The sequence below is a fragment of the Streptomyces sp. NPDC053432 genome, from assembly GCF_055585365.1.
Genome location: NZ_JBVJKF010000005.1, coordinates 152,097 through 167,952, shown reverse-complemented (window position 1 = coordinate 167,952; position 15,856 = coordinate 152,097). Strand labels below are relative to the sequence as shown.

At 70.5% G+C, this 15,856-nt stretch carries 17 protein-coding genes, 5 tRNA genes and 1 pseudogene; 19 read left to right on the top strand and 4 right to left on the bottom strand.

The window, feature by feature from the left end; all coding sequences use genetic code 11:
- Window positions 1-417 precede the first annotated feature (417 nt).
- From ACZ6Y1_RS11175 to ACZ6Y1_RS11130, 10 genes are all read left to right on the top strand, one after another.
- Window positions 418-606, top strand: a complete 189-nt coding sequence (locus tag ACZ6Y1_RS11175) for a hypothetical protein (RefSeq protein WP_469626027.1) — start codon at window positions 418-420, stop codon at window positions 604-606.
- A 97-nt stretch (window positions 607-703) separates the two neighbouring features.
- Window positions 704-1,495: a fumarylacetoacetate hydrolase family protein gene (locus ACZ6Y1_RS11170; protein WP_469626023.1), complete on the top strand. Its 792-nt coding sequence runs from the start codon at window positions 704-706 to the stop codon at window positions 1,493-1,495.
- Window positions 1,488-2,963 (top strand): glutamate--tRNA ligase, encoded by a 1,476-nt coding sequence (gltX, locus tag ACZ6Y1_RS11165; RefSeq protein ID WP_469626020.1) that lies wholly within the window; start codon window positions 1,488-1,490, stop codon window positions 2,961-2,963. The genes ACZ6Y1_RS11170 and gltX overlap by 8 nt, the downstream gene beginning before the upstream one ends.
- Before the next feature lie 75 nt (window positions 2,964-3,038).
- Window positions 3,039-3,254 (top strand): DUF4241 domain-containing protein, encoded by a 216-nt coding sequence (locus ACZ6Y1_RS11160; protein ID WP_469626018.1) that lies wholly within the window; start codon window positions 3,039-3,041, stop codon window positions 3,252-3,254.
- Between the two features lie 10 nt (window positions 3,255-3,264).
- Window positions 3,265-3,993: an HAD family hydrolase gene (locus tag ACZ6Y1_RS11155; RefSeq protein WP_469626015.1), complete on the top strand. Its 729-nt coding sequence runs from the start codon at window positions 3,265-3,267 to the stop codon at window positions 3,991-3,993.
- 86 nt (window positions 3,994-4,079) lie between these two features.
- Window positions 4,080-4,151: transfer RNA gene (locus ACZ6Y1_RS11150), tRNA-Gln, on the top strand.
- Between the two features lie 27 nt (window positions 4,152-4,178).
- Window positions 4,179-4,251: transfer RNA gene (locus tag ACZ6Y1_RS11145), tRNA-Glu, on the top strand.
- 61 nt (window positions 4,252-4,312) lie between these two features.
- Window positions 4,313-4,385 (top strand) — tRNA-Glu (locus ACZ6Y1_RS11140).
- Window positions 4,386-4,409: 24 nt separating this feature from the next.
- Window positions 4,410-4,481 (top strand) — tRNA-Gln (locus tag ACZ6Y1_RS11135).
- A 14-nt stretch (window positions 4,482-4,495) separates the two neighbouring features.
- A tRNA-Glu gene (locus ACZ6Y1_RS11130) sits at window positions 4,496-4,568 on the top strand.
- A 172-nt stretch (window positions 4,569-4,740) separates the two neighbouring features.
- On the opposite strand, the gene ndgR is transcribed toward ACZ6Y1_RS11130, so the two are convergent.
- A complete protein-coding gene (gene ndgR, locus ACZ6Y1_RS11125; protein ID WP_469626011.1) occupies window positions 4,741-5,457 on the bottom strand; it encodes an IclR family transcriptional regulator NdgR in 717 nt (238 codons plus the stop codon).
- Window positions 5,458-5,642: 185 nt separating this feature from the next.
- Between ndgR and leuC the strand changes: the two genes are divergently transcribed.
- The 4 genes from leuC (at window position 5,643) to ACZ6Y1_RS11105 (ending at window position 8,848) form a co-directional block, all read left to right on the top strand.
- Window positions 5,643-7,067 (top strand): 3-isopropylmalate dehydratase large subunit, encoded by a 1,425-nt coding sequence (gene leuC / locus ACZ6Y1_RS11120; RefSeq protein ID WP_469626008.1) that lies wholly within the window; start codon window positions 5,643-5,645, stop codon window positions 7,065-7,067.
- A gap of 3 nt (window positions 7,068-7,070) precedes the next feature.
- Complete coding sequence (gene leuD, locus ACZ6Y1_RS11115) at window positions 7,071-7,664, top strand: 3-isopropylmalate dehydratase small subunit (RefSeq protein WP_469626006.1); 594 nt, start codon at window positions 7,071-7,073, stop codon at window positions 7,662-7,664.
- 137 nt (window positions 7,665-7,801) lie between these two features.
- On the top strand, window positions 7,802-8,029 hold the full coding sequence (locus ACZ6Y1_RS11110; RefSeq protein WP_030009267.1) for an SCO5555 family protein: 228 nt from the start codon (window positions 7,802-7,804) through the stop codon (window positions 8,027-8,029).
- A 144-nt stretch (window positions 8,030-8,173) separates the two neighbouring features.
- Window positions 8,174-8,848, top strand: coding sequence for an HU family DNA-binding protein (locus ACZ6Y1_RS11105; RefSeq protein WP_469626004.1), 675 nt, complete (start codon window positions 8,174-8,176; stop codon window positions 8,846-8,848).
- Window positions 8,849-9,167: 319 nt separating this feature from the next.
- On the opposite strand, the pseudogene cofC reads toward ACZ6Y1_RS11105, so the two are convergent.
- Window positions 9,168-9,767: pseudogene (gene cofC / locus ACZ6Y1_RS11100) on the bottom strand (2-phospho-L-lactate guanylyltransferase); the annotation flags it as partial.
- Between the two features lie 209 nt (window positions 9,768-9,976).
- On the opposite strand from cofC, the gene ACZ6Y1_RS11095 reads away from it, so the two are divergent.
- The 3 genes from ACZ6Y1_RS11095 to ACZ6Y1_RS11085 are packed head-to-tail and all read left to right on the top strand — an operon-like array spanning window position 9,977 to window position 12,933.
- Window positions 9,977-10,729, top strand: coding sequence for a lysophospholipid acyltransferase family protein (locus ACZ6Y1_RS11095; protein ID WP_469626002.1), 753 nt, complete (start codon window positions 9,977-9,979; stop codon window positions 10,727-10,729).
- Complete coding sequence (locus ACZ6Y1_RS11090; protein WP_469626000.1) at window positions 10,726-11,736, top strand: NAD(P)H-dependent glycerol-3-phosphate dehydrogenase; 1,011 nt, start codon at window positions 10,726-10,728, stop codon at window positions 11,734-11,736. Before ACZ6Y1_RS11095 ends, ACZ6Y1_RS11090 begins: the two co-directional genes overlap by 4 nt.
- A 39-nt stretch (window positions 11,737-11,775) precedes the next feature.
- On the top strand, window positions 11,776-12,933 hold the full coding sequence (locus ACZ6Y1_RS11085) for a D-alanine--D-alanine ligase family protein (protein WP_469625998.1): 1,158 nt from the start codon (window positions 11,776-11,778) through the stop codon (window positions 12,931-12,933).
- Window positions 12,934-13,027: 94 nt separating this feature from the next.
- On the opposite strand, the gene ACZ6Y1_RS11080 is transcribed toward ACZ6Y1_RS11085, so the two are convergent.
- Both ACZ6Y1_RS11080 and ACZ6Y1_RS11075 read right to left on the bottom strand, forming a co-directional pair.
- Complete coding sequence (locus ACZ6Y1_RS11080) at window positions 13,028-13,528, bottom strand: DUF3515 family protein (protein ID WP_469625996.1); 501 nt, start codon at window positions 13,526-13,528, stop codon at window positions 13,028-13,030.
- Window positions 13,529-13,551: 23 nt separating this feature from the next.
- Window positions 13,552-13,785, bottom strand: coding sequence for an Lrp/AsnC family transcriptional regulator (locus ACZ6Y1_RS11075; RefSeq protein ID WP_030028650.1), 234 nt, complete (start codon window positions 13,783-13,785; stop codon window positions 13,552-13,554).
- 245 nt (window positions 13,786-14,030) lie between these two features.
- On the opposite strand from ACZ6Y1_RS11075, the gene ACZ6Y1_RS11070 reads away from it, so the two are divergent.
- Both ACZ6Y1_RS11070 and thiD read left to right on the top strand, forming a co-directional pair.
- On the top strand, window positions 14,031-15,014 hold the full coding sequence (locus tag ACZ6Y1_RS11070; protein ID WP_469625994.1) for a thiamine-phosphate kinase: 984 nt from the start codon (window positions 14,031-14,033) through the stop codon (window positions 15,012-15,014).
- On the top strand, window positions 15,011-15,811 hold the full coding sequence (gene thiD, locus ACZ6Y1_RS11065; protein WP_469625991.1) for a bifunctional hydroxymethylpyrimidine kinase/phosphomethylpyrimidine kinase: 801 nt from the start codon (window positions 15,011-15,013) through the stop codon (window positions 15,809-15,811). Before ACZ6Y1_RS11070 ends, thiD begins: the two co-directional genes overlap by 4 nt.
- Window positions 15,812-15,856 lie beyond the last annotated feature (45 nt).

Below are 15,856 nucleotides of genomic sequence, written 5' to 3'. Positions count from 1 at the left end.
TGCGCGCCGGTTGATTACCGCGGTGGTCCCGCGAATTCCAGCACAGTGCCGGATCTCCAACAAGGTGCGCGTGTCGGCCCGGAGCGTCGGTGACGTCACGTGACGGGCGCACTACGCGACGTGGAGCCACTTTCGGTCGAAACCGGACTTACGCCACCCAAACGTCAGGCCTGTCAAGGTGTCCCAGTCGAGATGATCAGCAGCGGAATGGAACATTCAGTGGCGCAATGTCCGTTTCTTCGGCCCACTTTGACTGTCCGTTATGCCGGTATTGCCGGGTGGTGGGTGAGCAAACTCACACGGCCGTGGCCAATACTTACCGGTTCGGCGAGGGATTTAGATGTTTAGCCTTGCCCTTTACAGGGTTGACGGCCGCGTCAACCGGCACCCACAGACCAGCTGAGGCCTGAAACCCCCATGAAGACGACCACGATGTTCCGCAACATAGCCAACCCCCGCCGCACCACCCTCGCGCACCTCAAGGACGCCGAGGAGCTGCAGGCGGCCCCGGCCGCCCCGGAGCACGCCGTCGACCTGCCGACCCAGACGGCCAACCCGCGCCGCACGGTCCTCATGGACGCCCCGGTCGTCACCCCGGCGCAGTAGCGGCCGCGCAAAACAGCGCGGGGCGCCGCTGCCCACCGCGTTAGCCTGGAGTCCGCAGACTCCAGCAGGCGGAAATACAGAGGGGCAGACGCAACACGTGCGCATCGCCAGGTTCTCGATCGACGGAAATGTCGCCTTCGGCGCGGTCGAGGGCGACGCAGCCCTCGGGGCGGCCGAGGGTGGGCTCGTCCTCGACATCATCAAGGGCATCCCGTTCGCGGACTTCGAGCTCTCCGGTACGAAGGTCCCGCTGAGCAAGGTCCGACTGCTGCCGCCCGTGCTCCCCAACAAGGTCGTGGCCATCGCCCGCAACTACGCGGAGCACGCGGCGGAGCTCGCCAACGAGGTCCCGGACGAGCCGATCACCTTCTTCAAGCCGTCCACCTCGGTGGTCGGCCCCGGCGACCCGATCGCGTACCCCTCCTTCTCCGAAGAGGTCCACCACGAGGCCGAGCTGGCCGTGGTCATCGGCCGCATGTGCCGCGAGGTCCCGCGTGAGCGCGTCAAGGACGTCATCCTCGGCTACACCTGCGCCAACGACGTCACCGCGCGCGACGTCCAGCGGCGCGAGAAGCAATGGGCGCGGGCCAAGGGCTTCGACAGCTCCTGCCCCCTCGGCCCCTGGATCGAGACCGACCTGGACCCGGGCGACCTGACCATCCAGTGCACCGTCAACGGCGAACAGCGCCAGCTCGGCCGCACCAGCGAGATGATCCGCTCCATCGAGGACCTGGTCGTGCACATCAGCGAGGCCATGACGCTGCTCCCGGGCGACGTCATCCTCACGGGGACCCCGGCCGGAGTCGGCCCCCTCAACGTCGGCGACGAGGTCGCCGTCACCATCGAAGGCATCGGCACTCTCACCAACAAGGTGATCAAGCGTGGCTAACGCGACCCCCCGCGTACGTTTCTGTCCCTCCCCGACCGGCAACCCCCACGTGGGCCTGGTCCGCACCGCCCTCTTCAACTGGGCGTTCGCCCGCCACCACGGCGGCACGTTCGTCTTCCGCATCGAGGACACCGACGCGGCCCGCGACTCCGAGGAGTCGTACGGCCAGCTGCTCGACTCGCTGCGCTGGCTCGGCTTCACGTGGGACGAGGGCCCCGAGGTCGGCGGCCCCCACGCGCCCTACCGCCAGTCCGAGCGCATGGACATCTACAAGGACGTCGCGCAGAAGCTCCTCGACGGCGGTTACGCCTACAGGTGCTACTGCACCACCGAGGAGCTCGACGCGCGCCGCGCGGCCGCCCGCGCCGCCGGCAAGCCCTCCGGGTACGACGGCCACTGCCGCGAGCTGACCACCGTGCAGGTCGAGGCGTACGAGGGCGAGCACCGCTCCTCCATCGTCCGCTTCCGGATGCCCGACGAGCCGATCACCTTCACGGACCTCGTCCGCGGCGAGCTCACCTTCACCCCGGACAACGTGCCGGACTTCGGCATCGTCCGGGCCAACGGCGCCCCGCTGTACACGCTGGTCAACCCGGTCGACGACGCGCTCATGGAGATCACGCACGTCCTGCGCGGCGAGGACCTGCTCTCCTCCACCCCCCGCCAGATCGCCCTGTACAAGGCGCTGATCGAGCTGGGCGTCGCCAAGACCACCCCCGCGTTCGGCCACCTGCCGTACGTGATGGGCGAGGGCAACAAGAAGCTCTCCAAGCGCGACCCCGAGGCCTCGCTCAACCTGTACCGCGAGCGCGGCTTCCTCCCCGAGGGCCTGCTGAACTACCTCTCGCTGCTCGGCTGGTCCTTCTCCAAGGACCAGGACGTCTTCTCGATCGAGGAGATGGTGGCGAAGTTCGACATCGACGGCGTCAACGCCAACCCGGCGCGCTTCGACCTCAAGAAGGCCGAGTCGATCAACGGCGACCACATCCGCCTGCTCGACCCGAAGGTCTTCGCGGACCGCTGCGCGCCGTGGCTGCAGGCCCCGCACGCCAACTGGGCGCCCGAGGACTTCGACGCCGAGGCGTGGGCGCGCATCGCGCCGTACGCCCAGACCCGCGTGACCGTGCTCTCCGAGATCACCGCCAACGTCGACTTCCTGTTCCTGAAGGAGCCGGTGGAGGACCAGGCGTCCTGGGACAAGGCGATGAAGGGCGAGCCCGCGGCCCTGCTGACCACCGCGCGCGAGAACCTGGAGTCGGCCGACTGGTCGGACCCGGAGTCCCTCAAGCAGGCCGTCCTGACCGCCGGCGAGGCGCACGGCCTCAAGCTCGGCAAGGCCCAGGCCCCGGTCCGCGTGGCCGTCACCGGCCGCACGGTCGGCCTGCCGCTCTTCGAGTCCCTGGAGATCCTGGGCAAGGAGCGCTCCCTGGCCCGCATCGACGCGGCCCTGGCGAAGCTCGCCGCGTAACACCGCGCGTCCCACAGGGGGCGGCGGCCGGACCTCCGGCCGCCGCCCCCTGCGGCGTTGTCGGGGGCCGCCGCCATGGGCGTCCACGCCCGAAGACCGAACAGCGCCCCAGACCCCTTCGTCTGCATCGGCGGCGGCGCCCCGGCGGCCTTCACCGACCTCGTGGCCTTCTCCTCCAGCTCGGGCGACGGCTCGTACCCGACCTGGGTGGGCCGCGACGCCGACGGGGAGACCACCTGCTTCGTCGCGGACTTCTTCGTCGTGCCTCCGCGGGAGGCGGAAGCGGCGTAGCCTCGGCTCCATGCCGATCCGCGCCGTGCTCTGGGACATCGACGACACCCTGTTCGACTACACCGGGGCCGACGCCGCGGGGCTCGCGCGGCACCTGGCGGCGGAGGGGATCGCGCAGCGGTACGGCACGCCCGCCGAGGCGCTCGCGCTCTGGCGGCGCATCACGGACCGCCACTGGGCCCGTTTCGCGGGCGGCGAGGGCACCTTCCAGGGGCAGCGGCGGGACCGGGTGCGGGAGTTCCTGGAGCGGCCCGCGATGACCGACGGCCAGGCCGACGCCTGGTTCGACCAGTACGTCGCGCACTACAAGGCCGCCTGGAAGGTCTTCCCCGACGTCGTGCCCGTGCTCGACTCCCTCGCCGCCGACTACCGGCACGGGGTGCTCTCCAACTCCTCGCTCGCCAACCAGGACCCCAAGCTGCGCGACCTCGGCCTGCGCGACCGCTTCGAGGTACTGATCTGCGCCGTCGAACTCGGGGTGAGCAAGCCCGAGGCGGCGGCCTTCATCGCCGCCTGCGAGGCGATGGGCCTGTCCCCGGGCGACGTGGCGTACGTGGGGGACCAGCCCGAGATCGACGCGCGCGGTGCCCGCGACGCCGGCCTGGTCGCCTTCTGGCTCGACCGGGACGGCGGCCGGGGCCCCGGACCCGATGGCGCACACCGGATCGAGGGCCTTGACCAGCTCCCGGAGCTGCTGGCCGCAGATACCCGTTTTGGAGCACGGTCAGGCATCCGGTAATGTTCTTTCTGCGCCGCCGGAGCGGGCCGAAAGGCCGGACGGGGGCGCCACTCGAAAGAAAATCCCCCCGAGGGGTTGACTTTCAGTGGGGTATAGTGTAATTGGCAACACGAGGGTTTCTGGTTCCCTTATTCTAGGTTCGAGTCCTGGTACCCCAGCGCAGTGCAGCAGTAACGCAGTGCTTAGCCCCCGTTGTGTAGCGGCCTAGCACGCCGCCCTCTCAAGGCGGTAGCGCCGGTTCGAATCCGGTCGGGGGTACAGATCCTTCCCGCGAGATCTCCAGGGTCGCACCCGGACATTTTGATGCAGGATCGCTAGGGCCCCCGTTGTGTAGCGGCCTAGCACGCCGCCCTCTCAAGGCGGTAGCGCCGGTTCGAATCCGGTCGGGGGTACTGTGGTCTGGTCTAGACCACCCTTGGGCTATGGTGTAATTGGCAACACGAAGGTTTCTGGTTCCTTTGTTCTAGGTTCGAGTCCTGGTAGCCCAGCGCAGTACCTGCAAGCCCCCGTTGTGTAGCGGCCTAGCACGCCGCCCTCTCAAGGCGGTAGCGCCGGTTCGAATCCGGTCGGGGGTACGCACAGAAGAGGCCCTCCGCGTTCATCGCGGAGGGCCTCTTCGCTGTGTCCGGGACCCTCTGCGCGCACCGACAAGTACGGGCCCGGAGGCGCGTGTTCGGACGTGTGCGGCGTCGTACGCGCCCCCGGGCCCGGGGGATGGATGAAGGGGGTCGGCGACCGGGGAGCGGATCAGCCGGAGCGGCGCAGGGCCTCCGTCAGGCGGGCGGCCGCGTCGATGACGGCCTGGGCGTGCATCCGGCCCGGGTGGCGGGTCAGGCGCTCGATCGGCCCGGAGACCGACACGGAGGCCACCACGCGGTTCGACGGCCCGCGCACGGGCGCCGACACGGAGGCCACGCCGGGCTCCCGCTCGCCGATCGACTGCGCCCAGCCGCGGCGCCGTACGCCCGAGAGGGCCGTCGCCGTGAAGCGCGCGCCCTGCAGGCCGCGGTGGAGCCGCTCGGGCTCCTCCCAGGCCATCAGGATCTGCGCGGACGAGCCGGCCTTCATCGGGAGCGTGGAGCCCACCGGGACGGTGTCCCGCAGGCCCGACAGCCGCTCGGCGGCCGCCACGCAGATGCGCATGTCTCCCTGACGGCGGTAGAGCTGAGCGCTCTCGCCCGTCACGTCGCGCAGGTGGGTCAGTACCGGTCCCGCCGTGGCCAGCAGTCGGTCCTCGCCGGCCGCGGCGGCGAGCTCCGCCAGCCGCGGACCGAGGATGAACCGGCCCTGCATGTCCCTCGCCACCATCCGGTGGTGTTCCAGTGCCACGGCCAGCCGGTGTGCCGTGGGTCGTGCGAGCCCTGTCGCCGCGACCAGCCCGGCGAGGGTGGCCGGACCGGACTCCAGTGCGCTCAATACCAGAGCTGCCTTGTCGAGAACGCCGACGCCGCTAGAGTTGTCCATGAAACGATATTCACGTCTCACACTGTGAAACGCAAGTTCAAATTTTCCAAGAACAAGCGAGTCTGTATGTGCGGGTCCACGAACCACTGGGTCCGAGCCGTCGTCCGGGACGTGGGGGTACGGGCGATCAGGCGCAACAGATCTCTATGAAGCGCCGGCACAACCGGCCGGCCGGAGGGAAAGCGATGGGTAGGACACTCGCGGAGAAGGTCTGGGACGACCATGTCGTCCGGCGCGCCGAAGGCGAGCCCGACCTCCTCTTCATCGATCTGCACCTGCTGCACGAGGTGACCAGCCCGCAGGCCTTCGAGGGCCTGCGTCAGGCCGGCCGCAAGGTCCGACGCCTCGACCTCACCATCGCGACCGAGGACCACAACACCCCCACCCTCGACATCGACAAGCCGATCGCGGACCCGGTCTCCCGGAACCAGCTGGAGACGCTCCGCAGGAACTGCGCCGAGTTCGGCGTACGGCTGCACTCGCTGGGCGACGTCGAGCAGGGTGTCGTGCACGTCGTGGGGCCGCAGCTGGGTCTGACCCAGCCCGGCACCACCGTGGTCTGCGGTGACTCGCACACCTCCACCCACGGCGCGTTCGGTGCGCTGGCCTTCGGCATCGGCACCAGCCAGGTCGAGCACGTTCTGGCCACCCAGACGCTGCCGCTGGCCCGCCCGAAGACGATGGCGATCACCGTCACCGGGGAGCTGGCCGAGGGTGTCACCGCCAAGGACCTGATCCTGGCCATCATCGCCAAGATCGGCACCGGCGGCGGCCAGGGCTACGTCCTGGAGTACCGCGGCGAGGCCATCGAGAAGCTCTCGATGGAAGCCCGCATGACCATCTGCAACATGTCGATCGAGGCCGGCGCCCGCGCGGGCATGATCGCCCCCGACCAGACCACCTTCGACTACCTCGAAGGCCGCGACCACGCCCCCACGGGCGAGGACTGGGACGCCGCCGTCGCGTACTGGCGGACCCTGCGCACCGACGACGACGCGGTCTTCGACGCGGAGGTCGTCATCGACGGCGCCGCGCTCTCCCCGTTCGTCACCTGGGGCACCAACCCGGGCCAGGGCGCGCCGCTGTCGGCCAACGTCCCCGACCCGGCTTCGTACGAGGACGCTTCGGAGCGTCTGGCCGCGGAAAAGGCCCTGGAGTACATGGGGTTGACCGCCGGGCAGCCGCTGCGCGACATCAAGGTCGACACCGTCTTCGTAGGTTCCTGCACCAACGGCCGCATCGAGGACCTGCGCGCCGTCGCCGGGATCGTCGAGGGCCGCAAAGTCGCCGACGGCGTACGGATGCTGGTCGTCCCCGGTTCGGTCCGGGTCGCCCTGCAGGCCGTGGAAGAGGGCCTGGACAAGGTCTTCAAGGAGGCCGGCGCCGAGTGGCGGCACGCGGGCTGCTCGATGTGTCTGGGCATGAACCCCGACCAACTGGCGCCGGGTGAGCGCTCCGCGTCCACCTCCAACCGCAACTTCGAGGGCCGGCAGGGCAAGGGCGGGCGCACCCACCTGGTCTCCCCGCAGGTGGCCGCCGCCACCGCGGTGCTGGGCCATCTGGCCTCGCCCGCCGACCTGTCCGCCGCCGACGCGACCGCCGGAGTCTGAACCATGGAAGCCTTCACCACCCACACCGGCCGGGCCGTCCCGCTGCGCCGCAGCAACGTCGACACCGACCAGATCATCCCGGCCCACTGGCTGAAGAAGATCACCCGCGACGGGTTCGAGGACGGGCTCTTCGAGGCCTGGCGCAAGGACCCGGAGTTCATCACGAACCGCCCGGAGCGCGCCGGCGCGACCGTCCTGGTCGCCGGTCCCGACTTCGGTACGGGTTCCTCGCGCGAGCACGCCGTCTGGGCCCTGCAGAACTTCGGCTTCAAGACGGTCATCTCCTCCCGCTTCGCCGACATCTTCCGCGGGAACTCGCTGAAGAACGGCCTGCTGACCGTCGTCCTCCCGCAGGAGACCGTCGACAAGCTGTGGGAGCTCACCGAGGCCGACCCGGCCGCCGAGATCACGGTCGACCTGGTCGCCCGCGAGGTCCGAGCGGAAGGCGTCGTAGCGGAGTTCGAGCTCGACGACAACGCCCGCTGGCGTCTGCTGGAGGGGCTGGACGACATCTCGCTCACCCTTCAGAACGAAGCGGACATCGCCACGTACGAAAGCGCCCGCCCGGCCTTCAAGCCGCGCACCCTTCAGGCCTGATTCCTGCCTGATCAGCGCTTATTCACCTTCGGGTGATCACATCGACAACACTGTGCCCCCCACCGGACGGTGGGGGGCACAGCTGTGTGTTGAGGCCCCGTGAGGCGACAACTCGCCCCAGATGGCACAATCTGTGCATGGAACGCGACAGTCAACTTGAGCTCTACGAACTGGTCGCGGATCGATTGAAAGAAGCACACACACGGGTGCGCTCACTGCAAGTCCCGGAGGGCGTAAGGATGGCGCTGTCCCGGAAGCTGTTGGTCGTCACGGCCGCGGCGAAGCACGATCTCGCCGATGCGGCAAGGCGCCTGGACAGGTTGATGAAGGACCTCGACGAGGGTCGATTCCCTGAAGGCGACTGATGCGAAGGAACTCCGTAACGTCCTCCGGCGTTGCGGCACTAGGGTGATTAGCCCGTTTCGTGTTTGATTTGCGGTATATATCCGCCTAACGTGCGAAATAAGCTTGAACACATTCGTTCTGGCGAAGTCTCCGAAGGGGAAGACGTGAACAAGGCGCAGCTCGTAGAAGCGATTGCCGACAAGCTGGGCGGCCGCCAGCAGGCCGCGGACGCTGTCGACGCGGTACTGGACGCGATCGTCCGCGCTACCGTCGCGGGCGACCGGGTCTCGGTCACGGGCTTCGGCTCGTTCGAGAAAGTCGACCGGCCGGCCCGTTACGCCCGCAACCCGCAGACGGGTGAGCGCGTCCGGGTCAAGAAGACCTCGGTGCCCCGCTTCCGCGCGGGCCAGGGCTTCAAAGACCTGGTCAGCGGCACCAAGAAGCTCCCCAAGGGCGGCGAGGTCTCGGTGAAGAAGGCGCCCAAGGGCAGCCTCACCGGGGGTGCCTCCGCGACGGTGAAGAAGGCCGCCGCGAAGAAGGCCACCACCGCCAAGAAGGCCGCGGCGAAGACCGCGGTCGCAAAGAAGACCGCGGCGAAGAAGACCACCGCGACCGCCAAGAAGACCACCACCAAGACCGCCGTGGCCAAGAAGGCCGCCCCGGCGAAGAAGGCCAACGGGGTCAAGAAGGCCGCGACGACGGCCAAGAAGACCACCGCCGCCGCCAAGAAGACCGCCCCGGCGGCCAAGAAGGCCACGGCGAAGACGACCGCGCCCGCCAAGAAGACGACGACGCGCAAGGCCACCGCGAAGAAGACCACCACCGCACGCAAGAAGTAAGCGGGGGTACGAGTCACACACGCCGGGCCGGTTCCCCCTGGGGGAGCCGGCCCGCGGTGCTTTGCCCCGCTGCCCGGCATTCGCGCAGGTCAGAGGCGGGGAGAGGCAGGTGTCAGAAGGTCTGCAGCGTGACCAGGGTGATGCGCAGCCCCGGGCCCTCGCCGTCCGTCTCGATCCGGACGCGCTGTCCGGGCCTCAGCATCCGCAGGCCCCCCGCGTCGAAGGCGGCTGTCTCGAAGGGCACCGGGGTGCCGTCGTCCAGCAGCACACTGCCGCTGCGGGTCTCGGAATCGTACGTGTACGCGGTCGCCTGCATACCGGCACTGTATCGGGCCGTGTGGCGGCCCACGCCGAGGGCGAGCGCGGTCCGCAGATCCGCCGCCGTGTCCACGTCGCGCCGCACGCTGTCCACGCCCGCCAGTGCGATTTCCACCGCCCCCGAGGCCGAATGCCTGGCCCGCGAGGACCCCCCGAACGAGGGTGCCAATTCCATGTCCGGGGCCGCCGAAAGCAAGGTCGTCCCGATTCCGGCGGCATCCGCCAGAAATGCCCGGGGAAATACGGCGGCCGTATCGAGCACGCGTAGCAATTCCCGGGGCCGCAGTGCCGGCAGGTCGGCGTTCATCGCGGCCACCGCCGCCCCAGGCCGCCCCGCCCGCACCGCCCGCGCCCCATGGGCCAGCGCCGCGTTGAGACCGGCCCCCGGGGCGTCCGGGACGATCCGCGCACCCAGCCCCGCGAGTTCCGAGCCGGCCGCCGCGTCGTCCGTGACGACCACCACATCCGCGACCGCGCTGCAGGCCAGGGCCCCGGCGACGGTGTCCAGGGCGAAGGCCAGGGCGAGTCCGGGACGGGCCGCGCCCACGGACGCGGCGAGACGGCTCTTGGCCACCGCCAGAGGCTTCAGCGGGACCACCAGACTCCAGACGGCGTTCGTGGCCGCCCCCTTCCCTCGGGTTTCTCCCTCCGGCGCACTCGGCCCCCATTGTCACCTCCGCCGGGACGGCCCGGGGCGGTCCCACGTGAGCGGGGCGTACGGTGTTCTCGACAGAGACCGGACCGGGGGCCACACTTGTCCGGCCGACGAGGTGCCCAAGCCGCGCACCGGTCCTAGAGGAAGGTGTCCGAGTGTCCCGCCGCAGAATCGGCTTCTGGTACCGCCTGGCTGCGGTCATCGCCAAACCGCCCCTGGTAGTGCTCTTCAAGCGGGACTGGCGGGGAATGGAGCACATTCCGGCCGATGGTGGATTTATCACCGCCGTCAATCACAACTCGTATCTGGACCCGCTCTCCTACGCGCACTTCCAGTACAACACCGGCCGGGTGCCCCGATTGCTCGCGAAGGCGGCGCTCTTCAAGGTGCCTATTGTCGGCTCGATCCTGCGCGGCAGCGGGCAGATCCCGGTCTACCGGGAGAGCACCAACGCCCTGGACGCATTCCGGGCCGCCGTGGACGCCATCGAGCGCGGCGAATGCGTGGCCTTTTACCCGGAGGGCACCCTCACCCGCGACCCCGACATGTGGCCGATGGCCGGCAAGACCGGCGCAGCCCGTGTCGCGCTGATCACCAAGGCGCCCGTCATTCCCGTGGCCCAGTGGGGCGCGAATCTCGCGATGCCGCCCTACGCCAAGGAGAACAAGGTCAGCCTCTTCCCGCGCAAGACCCTCCAGGTGCTCGCCGGACCACCGGTGGACCTCTCCGCCTTCTACGACCGGGAACCCACCCCGGAAGTGCTCAAGGAGGTCACCGAGGTCATCATGGCGGCCATCACCGGGCTGCTGGAGGAGCTGCGCGGCGAAAAGGCGCCCGAGCAGCCGTACGACCATCGCAAGGCCAGGGCGGAACAGCGGCGCAAGGCCGCGGGGGAGGGCAAGAAGTGACACGTCCCGTGAAGGCGGCCGTCTTCGGAACAGGCTCGTGGGGCACGGCCTTCGCCATCGTGCTCGCCGACGCCGGCTGCGAGGTGACCCTGTGGGGCCGCCGCCAGGAGCTGGTCGACGCCATCAACACCAGCCACACCAACCCGGACTACTTCCCCGGTGTCGAACTCCCCGCCGGCCTCCGGGCCACCACCGACCCGGCCGAGGCCGCGGCGGACGCCGACTTCACCGTCCTCGCCGTCCCCTCCCAGACCCTGCGCGGCAACCTCGCCTCCTGGGCCCCGCTGCTGGCCCCCGACACGGTGCTCGTCTCCCTCATGAAGGGCATCGAACTCGGCACCGCCAAGCGGATGAGCGAGGTCATCGAGGAGGTCGCCAAGGTCCCCGCCGAGCGCATCGCCGTGGTCACCGGCCCCAACCTCGCCCGGGAGATCGCCGCCCGGCAGCCCGCCGCCTCCGTCGTCGCCTGCATGGACGAGGCCGTGGCCCAGCGCCTGCAGGCCGCCTGCCACACCCCGTACTTCCGCCCGTACACGAGCACCGACGTCATCGGCTGCGAACTCGGCGGCGCCGTCAAGAACGTCATCGGCCTCGCCGTCGGCATCGCGGACGGCATGGGCCTCGGCGACAACACCAAGGGCTCGCTGATCACCCGCGGACTCGCCGAAGCGACCCGCCTGGGCGTCGCGATGGGCGCCGACCCGCTCACCTTCTCCGGCCTCGCGGGCCTCGGCGACCTCGTCGCCACCTGCTCCTCGCCGCTCTCCAGGAACCACACCTTCGGCACCAACCTGGGCCGCGGAATGACCCTGGAGGAGACCATCGCGGTCACCAAGCAGACCGCCGAAGGGGTCAAGTCCTGCCAGTCCGTGGCCGATCTGGCCCGCCGGCACGGGGTGGACATGCCGATCACCGACACCGTGGTGGACATCGTCCACCACGGCAAGCCCACCCTGGTCGCACTCAAGGAACTGATGGGACGCAGCGCCAAACCGGAACGTCGCTGACACCCTTCCGCACGCATGAGCGGGTACCCTCGTGGCGATATGAGCAGCGAGAACCTCCCCCAGACCCCTGAGCAGCAGGGCCGCAAGCCCCGCGTGGCCGTCGTGTTCGGCGGCCGCAGCTCGGAACACGCCATCTCGGTCGTCACGGCGGGCGCCGTCCTGCGCTCCATCGACCGGTCCAAGTACGAGGTGCTGCCCATCGGCATCACCACGGACGGCCGGTGGGCGCTGACCGCCGACGCACCCGAGCGCATGGCCATCGCGGACCGGCAGCTCCCGAGCGTCGAGGAGCTCGCGGACTCCGAGGACGGCTCCGTCGTGCTCTCGGTCGATCCCGCCAGCCGCCAGGTCGTCTACACCGAGCCCGGTGCCGTTCCCAAGGCCCTGGGCGAGGTCGACGTCGTCTTCCCCGTCCTGCACGGCCCCTACGGCGAGGACGGCACCCTGCAGGGCCTCCTGGAGCTCTCCGGGATCCCGTACGTCGGCTCCGGCGTCCTCGCCTCGGCCGTCGGCCAGGACAAGGACTACATGAAGCGGGTGTTCACCTCCTTCGGGCTGCGCGTCGGCCCGTACGTGACCATCCGCCCCCGCGAGTGGGAGGCCGACCAGGCCGCCGCCAAGGACAGGATCCTGGACTTCGCCGCCGAGCACGGCTGGCCGCTGTTCATCAAGCCCGCCCGGGCCGGCTCCTCCATCGGCATCACCAAGGTCGACGACCCCTCCGGCCTCGACGCGGCGATCCGCGAGGCGCGCCGCCACGACCCGAAGTTCATCGTCGAGGCGCTCCTGCGCGGCCGGGAGATCGAGTGCGGCGTGCTGGAGTTCGAGGACGGGCCGCGCGCGAGCGCCCCCGCCGAGATCCCGCCGGTCTCCAGCCACGACTTCTACGACTTCGAGGCGAAGTACATCGACTCCGCCTCCGGGATCGTGCCCGCCCCGCTCACCCCGGAGCAGACCGCCGAGGTCCAGCGCCTCGCGGTCGAGGCCTTCGAGGCCGCGTCCTGCGAGGGCCTGGTGCGCGCCGACTTCTTCCTCACCGAGGACGGCGAGTTCGTCATCAACGAGATCAACACGATGCCGGGCTTCACCCCGATCTCGATGTACCCGCTGATGTGGCAGGAGTCGGGCATCGGCTACCAGGAGCTGGTGGACCGCCTGCTCCAGGCCGCCCTGCGCCGCTCCACCGGCCTGCGCTAGCCGCACCGGGCCCCGTACCGCAGACCGCCCGCCGACCCGCCCCGGAAGGGGCCGGTCGGCGGGCGGTCGCTGTGAGGAGGGCCCGGCGGTGTGCTCAGTACGAGGAGACGCCCTCCGGCACCGTCCTGGCCACAGCCGTGGACAACCCCACCAGCATCCCCGCGTCCGTGGCATGCTCCTTGTCGACCACGACCTCCGTGTATGCCTTGCGCAGACCGGTGGTGAACCGGAAACCCCCGTCGTCGAGCTTCTCCAGCAGCCAGGAGACCCCGTTCACCTGGACGCCCTCCTGCTCCGGATCGGCCATCGCGGGAGGTCTGGGGATACCGCACCGCAGTACGATCGCCGAGCCGCCCCACGCGGCGGTCAGCGCGGACTCCGGTTCGGTCCTGGTCCGGGCCTGACCGGCCACCGTCTCCGGGAGCTCCCCGTGCAGCGCCGCACAGAGCCCCGCGACCTCGGCCGGCGGCGTGGGCGGCGGGTCCACCCGTGCCCCGGACCCACCGGGGGAGCACGCCGCGAGGGCCACGAGGGCCGTCGCGGCAGCGGCGGACAGGGCACGGACACGGACGACGGGCCGGGGGTGCAGTGACATCACCGGCCAACAGTAGACGGGGGCTACAGATGGACCACCGGGCAGGTCAGGGTGCGGGTGATCCCCTCCACCTGCTGGACCTTGGCGACCACCATGCGGCCGAGCTCGTCCACGGTGTCGGCCTGGGCGCGCACGATCACGTCGTACGGCCCGGTCACGTCCTCGGCCTGGATCACCCCCGGGATCTGGCCGATGGACTCGGCGACGAACGACGCCTTGCCCACCTCGGTCTGGATAAGGATGTACGCCTGTACCACGGAACCTCCAGGGCGGCCACGAGGATCATTTCCCCTAACCTTCGGGTGGGCCCCACACGATCGAAAGGGCCGGGGGAAGAAGGGACGCCACGGTACCGCGTCGCCGAGCGCCACGGGGAGACCCGGGGGCACGGCGCCGCGCGCAGCGGGGCGTACGGAGAGCAGAAGTTGACGTATCTGTTGACGGTACCCAGAGCTGTGACGGCTCGCGACCGCAAGCGGACTGGGCAAGAAGGGGCACAGCGATGAAGGGCACTGTGGGCGAGCTGGGGGAGTTCGGCCTCATTCGGGAACTCACCTCACGGCTCACCACCACCCCGGCGGTCCGGCTCGGTCCGGGCGACGACGCCGCGGTGGTGTCGGCCCCCGACCGGAGGGTCGTGGCGAGCACCGACATCCTGTTGGAAGGCAGGCACTTCCGGCGCGACTGGTCCACGGCGTACGACGTCGGCCGCAAGGCCGCCGCCCAGAACCTGGCCGACATCGCCGCCATGGGCGCCGTGCCGACCGCGCTCCTCCTCGGCCTCGTCGTCCCGGCCGAACTGCCGGTCACCTGGCCCACCGAGCTGATGGACGGCATCCGCGACGAATGCCAGGTGGCCGGCGCGGCCGTCGTCGGCGGCGACGTGGTCCGCGGCGACGACATCACCGTCGCCATCACCGCCCTCGGCGACCTGCGCAACCACGAGCCCGTGCTGCGCTCCGGCGCCCGGCCCGGCGACGTCGTCGCCGTCACCGGCTGGCTCGGCTGGTCCGCCGCGGGCTTCGCCGTGCTCTCGCGCGGCTTCCGCTCCCCGCGGGCCTTCGTCGAGGCCCACCGGCGCCCCGAGCCCCCGTACCACGCGGGCCCCGCCGCCGCCGGACTCGGCGCCACCGCCATGACCGACGTCAGCGACGGACTGATCGCCGACCTCGGGCACATCGCCGAGGCCAGCAAGGTGCGGATCGACCTGCACACGGCGGCCCTGGACATCCCGACCCAGATGTACGACATCGGCCAGGCCGTCGGCGTGGACCCGCTCCAGTGGGTCCTCACCGGGGGAGAGGACCACGCGATCGTGGCGACCTTCCCGCCCGATGTGAAGCTGCCCGCCCGCTGGAAGGTCATCGGGGGAGTGCTCAACCGCTCCGCGCTGCCCCAGGTGACCGTGGACGGCGCACCCTGGGCCAGCACCGGCGGCTGGGACCACTTCGGGGCCGACCCGGCATCCCACGACGGACCGGCGTGAGCGTCGCCCCGCCCCGGTGCCTGACCGTCGCCGGATCCGACTCCGGCGGCGGCGCGGGCATCCAGGCCGACCTCAAGACCATGCTGGCGCTCGGCGTCCACGGGATGAGCGTGGTGACCGCCGTGACGGCACAGAACTCCCTCGGGGTGCAGGGCGTCTGGGAGCTGCCCGCGGAGGCCGTCAGGAGCCAGTTCAGAGCCGTCGTGGACGACATCGGCGTGCAGGCCGTGAAGACCGGGATGCTCTCCTCCGCCGTACTCGTGGAGACCGTGGCCGAACTGCTGGCCACCACCGGCGCCCCGGCCGTCGTGGACCCCGTCGGCGTCTCCAAGCACGGGGACGCGCTGCTCGCCGCCTCGGCGCTGGACGCCGTACGCACGGAGCTGCTGCCCCGGGCCACCGTGGCCACGCCCAACCTGGACGAGGTGGCGCAGCTCACCGGCCTGGCCGTCGAGCGCGAGGACGACATGCGGCGGGCCGCCGACGCGATCCTCGGCTACGGCCCCCGGTGGGCGCTCATCAAGGGCGGCCACCTCGCGGCCCACGGGGACCGGGCCGTCGACCTGCTCACGGACGGGACCGAGGAGCACTGGCTGCGCGCCCCCCGGCATCCCAACCGGCACACCCACGGCACCGGCTGCACGCTCGCCAGCGCGGTCGCGGCCGGCCTCGCCAAGGGCCTGACCGTCCCGGCGGCCGTCAACGGAGCCAAGGAGTACGTCACGGGCGCCATCGCCGCCGGCTTCACGCTCGGCGGGGGCATCGGCCCGGTGGACCACGGCTGGCAGTGGCGCTGAGGCCGGCCCCGTCGCGGTGACCTGACGGCCGTCAGGTCACCGCGA

Coding starts and splice junctions, on each gene's coding strand:
- ACZ6Y1_RS11160 (WP_469626018.1), top strand. CDS start 3,039: ATGGGCGTCCACGCCCGAAGACCGAACAGCGCCCCAGACCCCTTCGTC.
- leuD (WP_469626006.1), top strand. CDS start 7,071: ATGGAAGCCTTCACCACCCACACCGGCCGGGCCGTCCCGCTGCGCCGC.
- leuC (WP_469626008.1), top strand. CDS start 5,643: ATGGGTAGGACACTCGCGGAGAAGGTCTGGGACGACCATGTCGTCCGG.
- ACZ6Y1_RS11175 (WP_469626027.1), top strand. CDS start 418: ATGAAGACGACCACGATGTTCCGCAACATAGCCAACCCCCGCCGCACC.
- ACZ6Y1_RS11110 (WP_030009267.1), top strand. CDS start 7,802: ATGGAACGCGACAGTCAACTTGAGCTCTACGAACTGGTCGCGGATCGA.
- ACZ6Y1_RS11070 (WP_469625994.1), top strand. CDS start 14,031: ATGAAGGGCACTGTGGGCGAGCTGGGGGAGTTCGGCCTCATTCGGGAA.
- ndgR (WP_469626011.1), bottom strand. CDS start 5,457: ATGGACAACTCTAGCGGCGTCGGCGTTCTCGACAAGGCAGCTCTGGTA.
- ACZ6Y1_RS11155 (WP_469626015.1), top strand. CDS start 3,265: ATGCCGATCCGCGCCGTGCTCTGGGACATCGACGACACCCTGTTCGAC.
- ACZ6Y1_RS11085 (WP_469625998.1), top strand. CDS start 11,776: ATGAGCAGCGAGAACCTCCCCCAGACCCCTGAGCAGCAGGGCCGCAAG.
- ACZ6Y1_RS11080 (WP_469625996.1), bottom strand. CDS start 13,528: ATGTCACTGCACCCCCGGCCCGTCGTCCGTGTCCGTGCCCTGTCCGCC.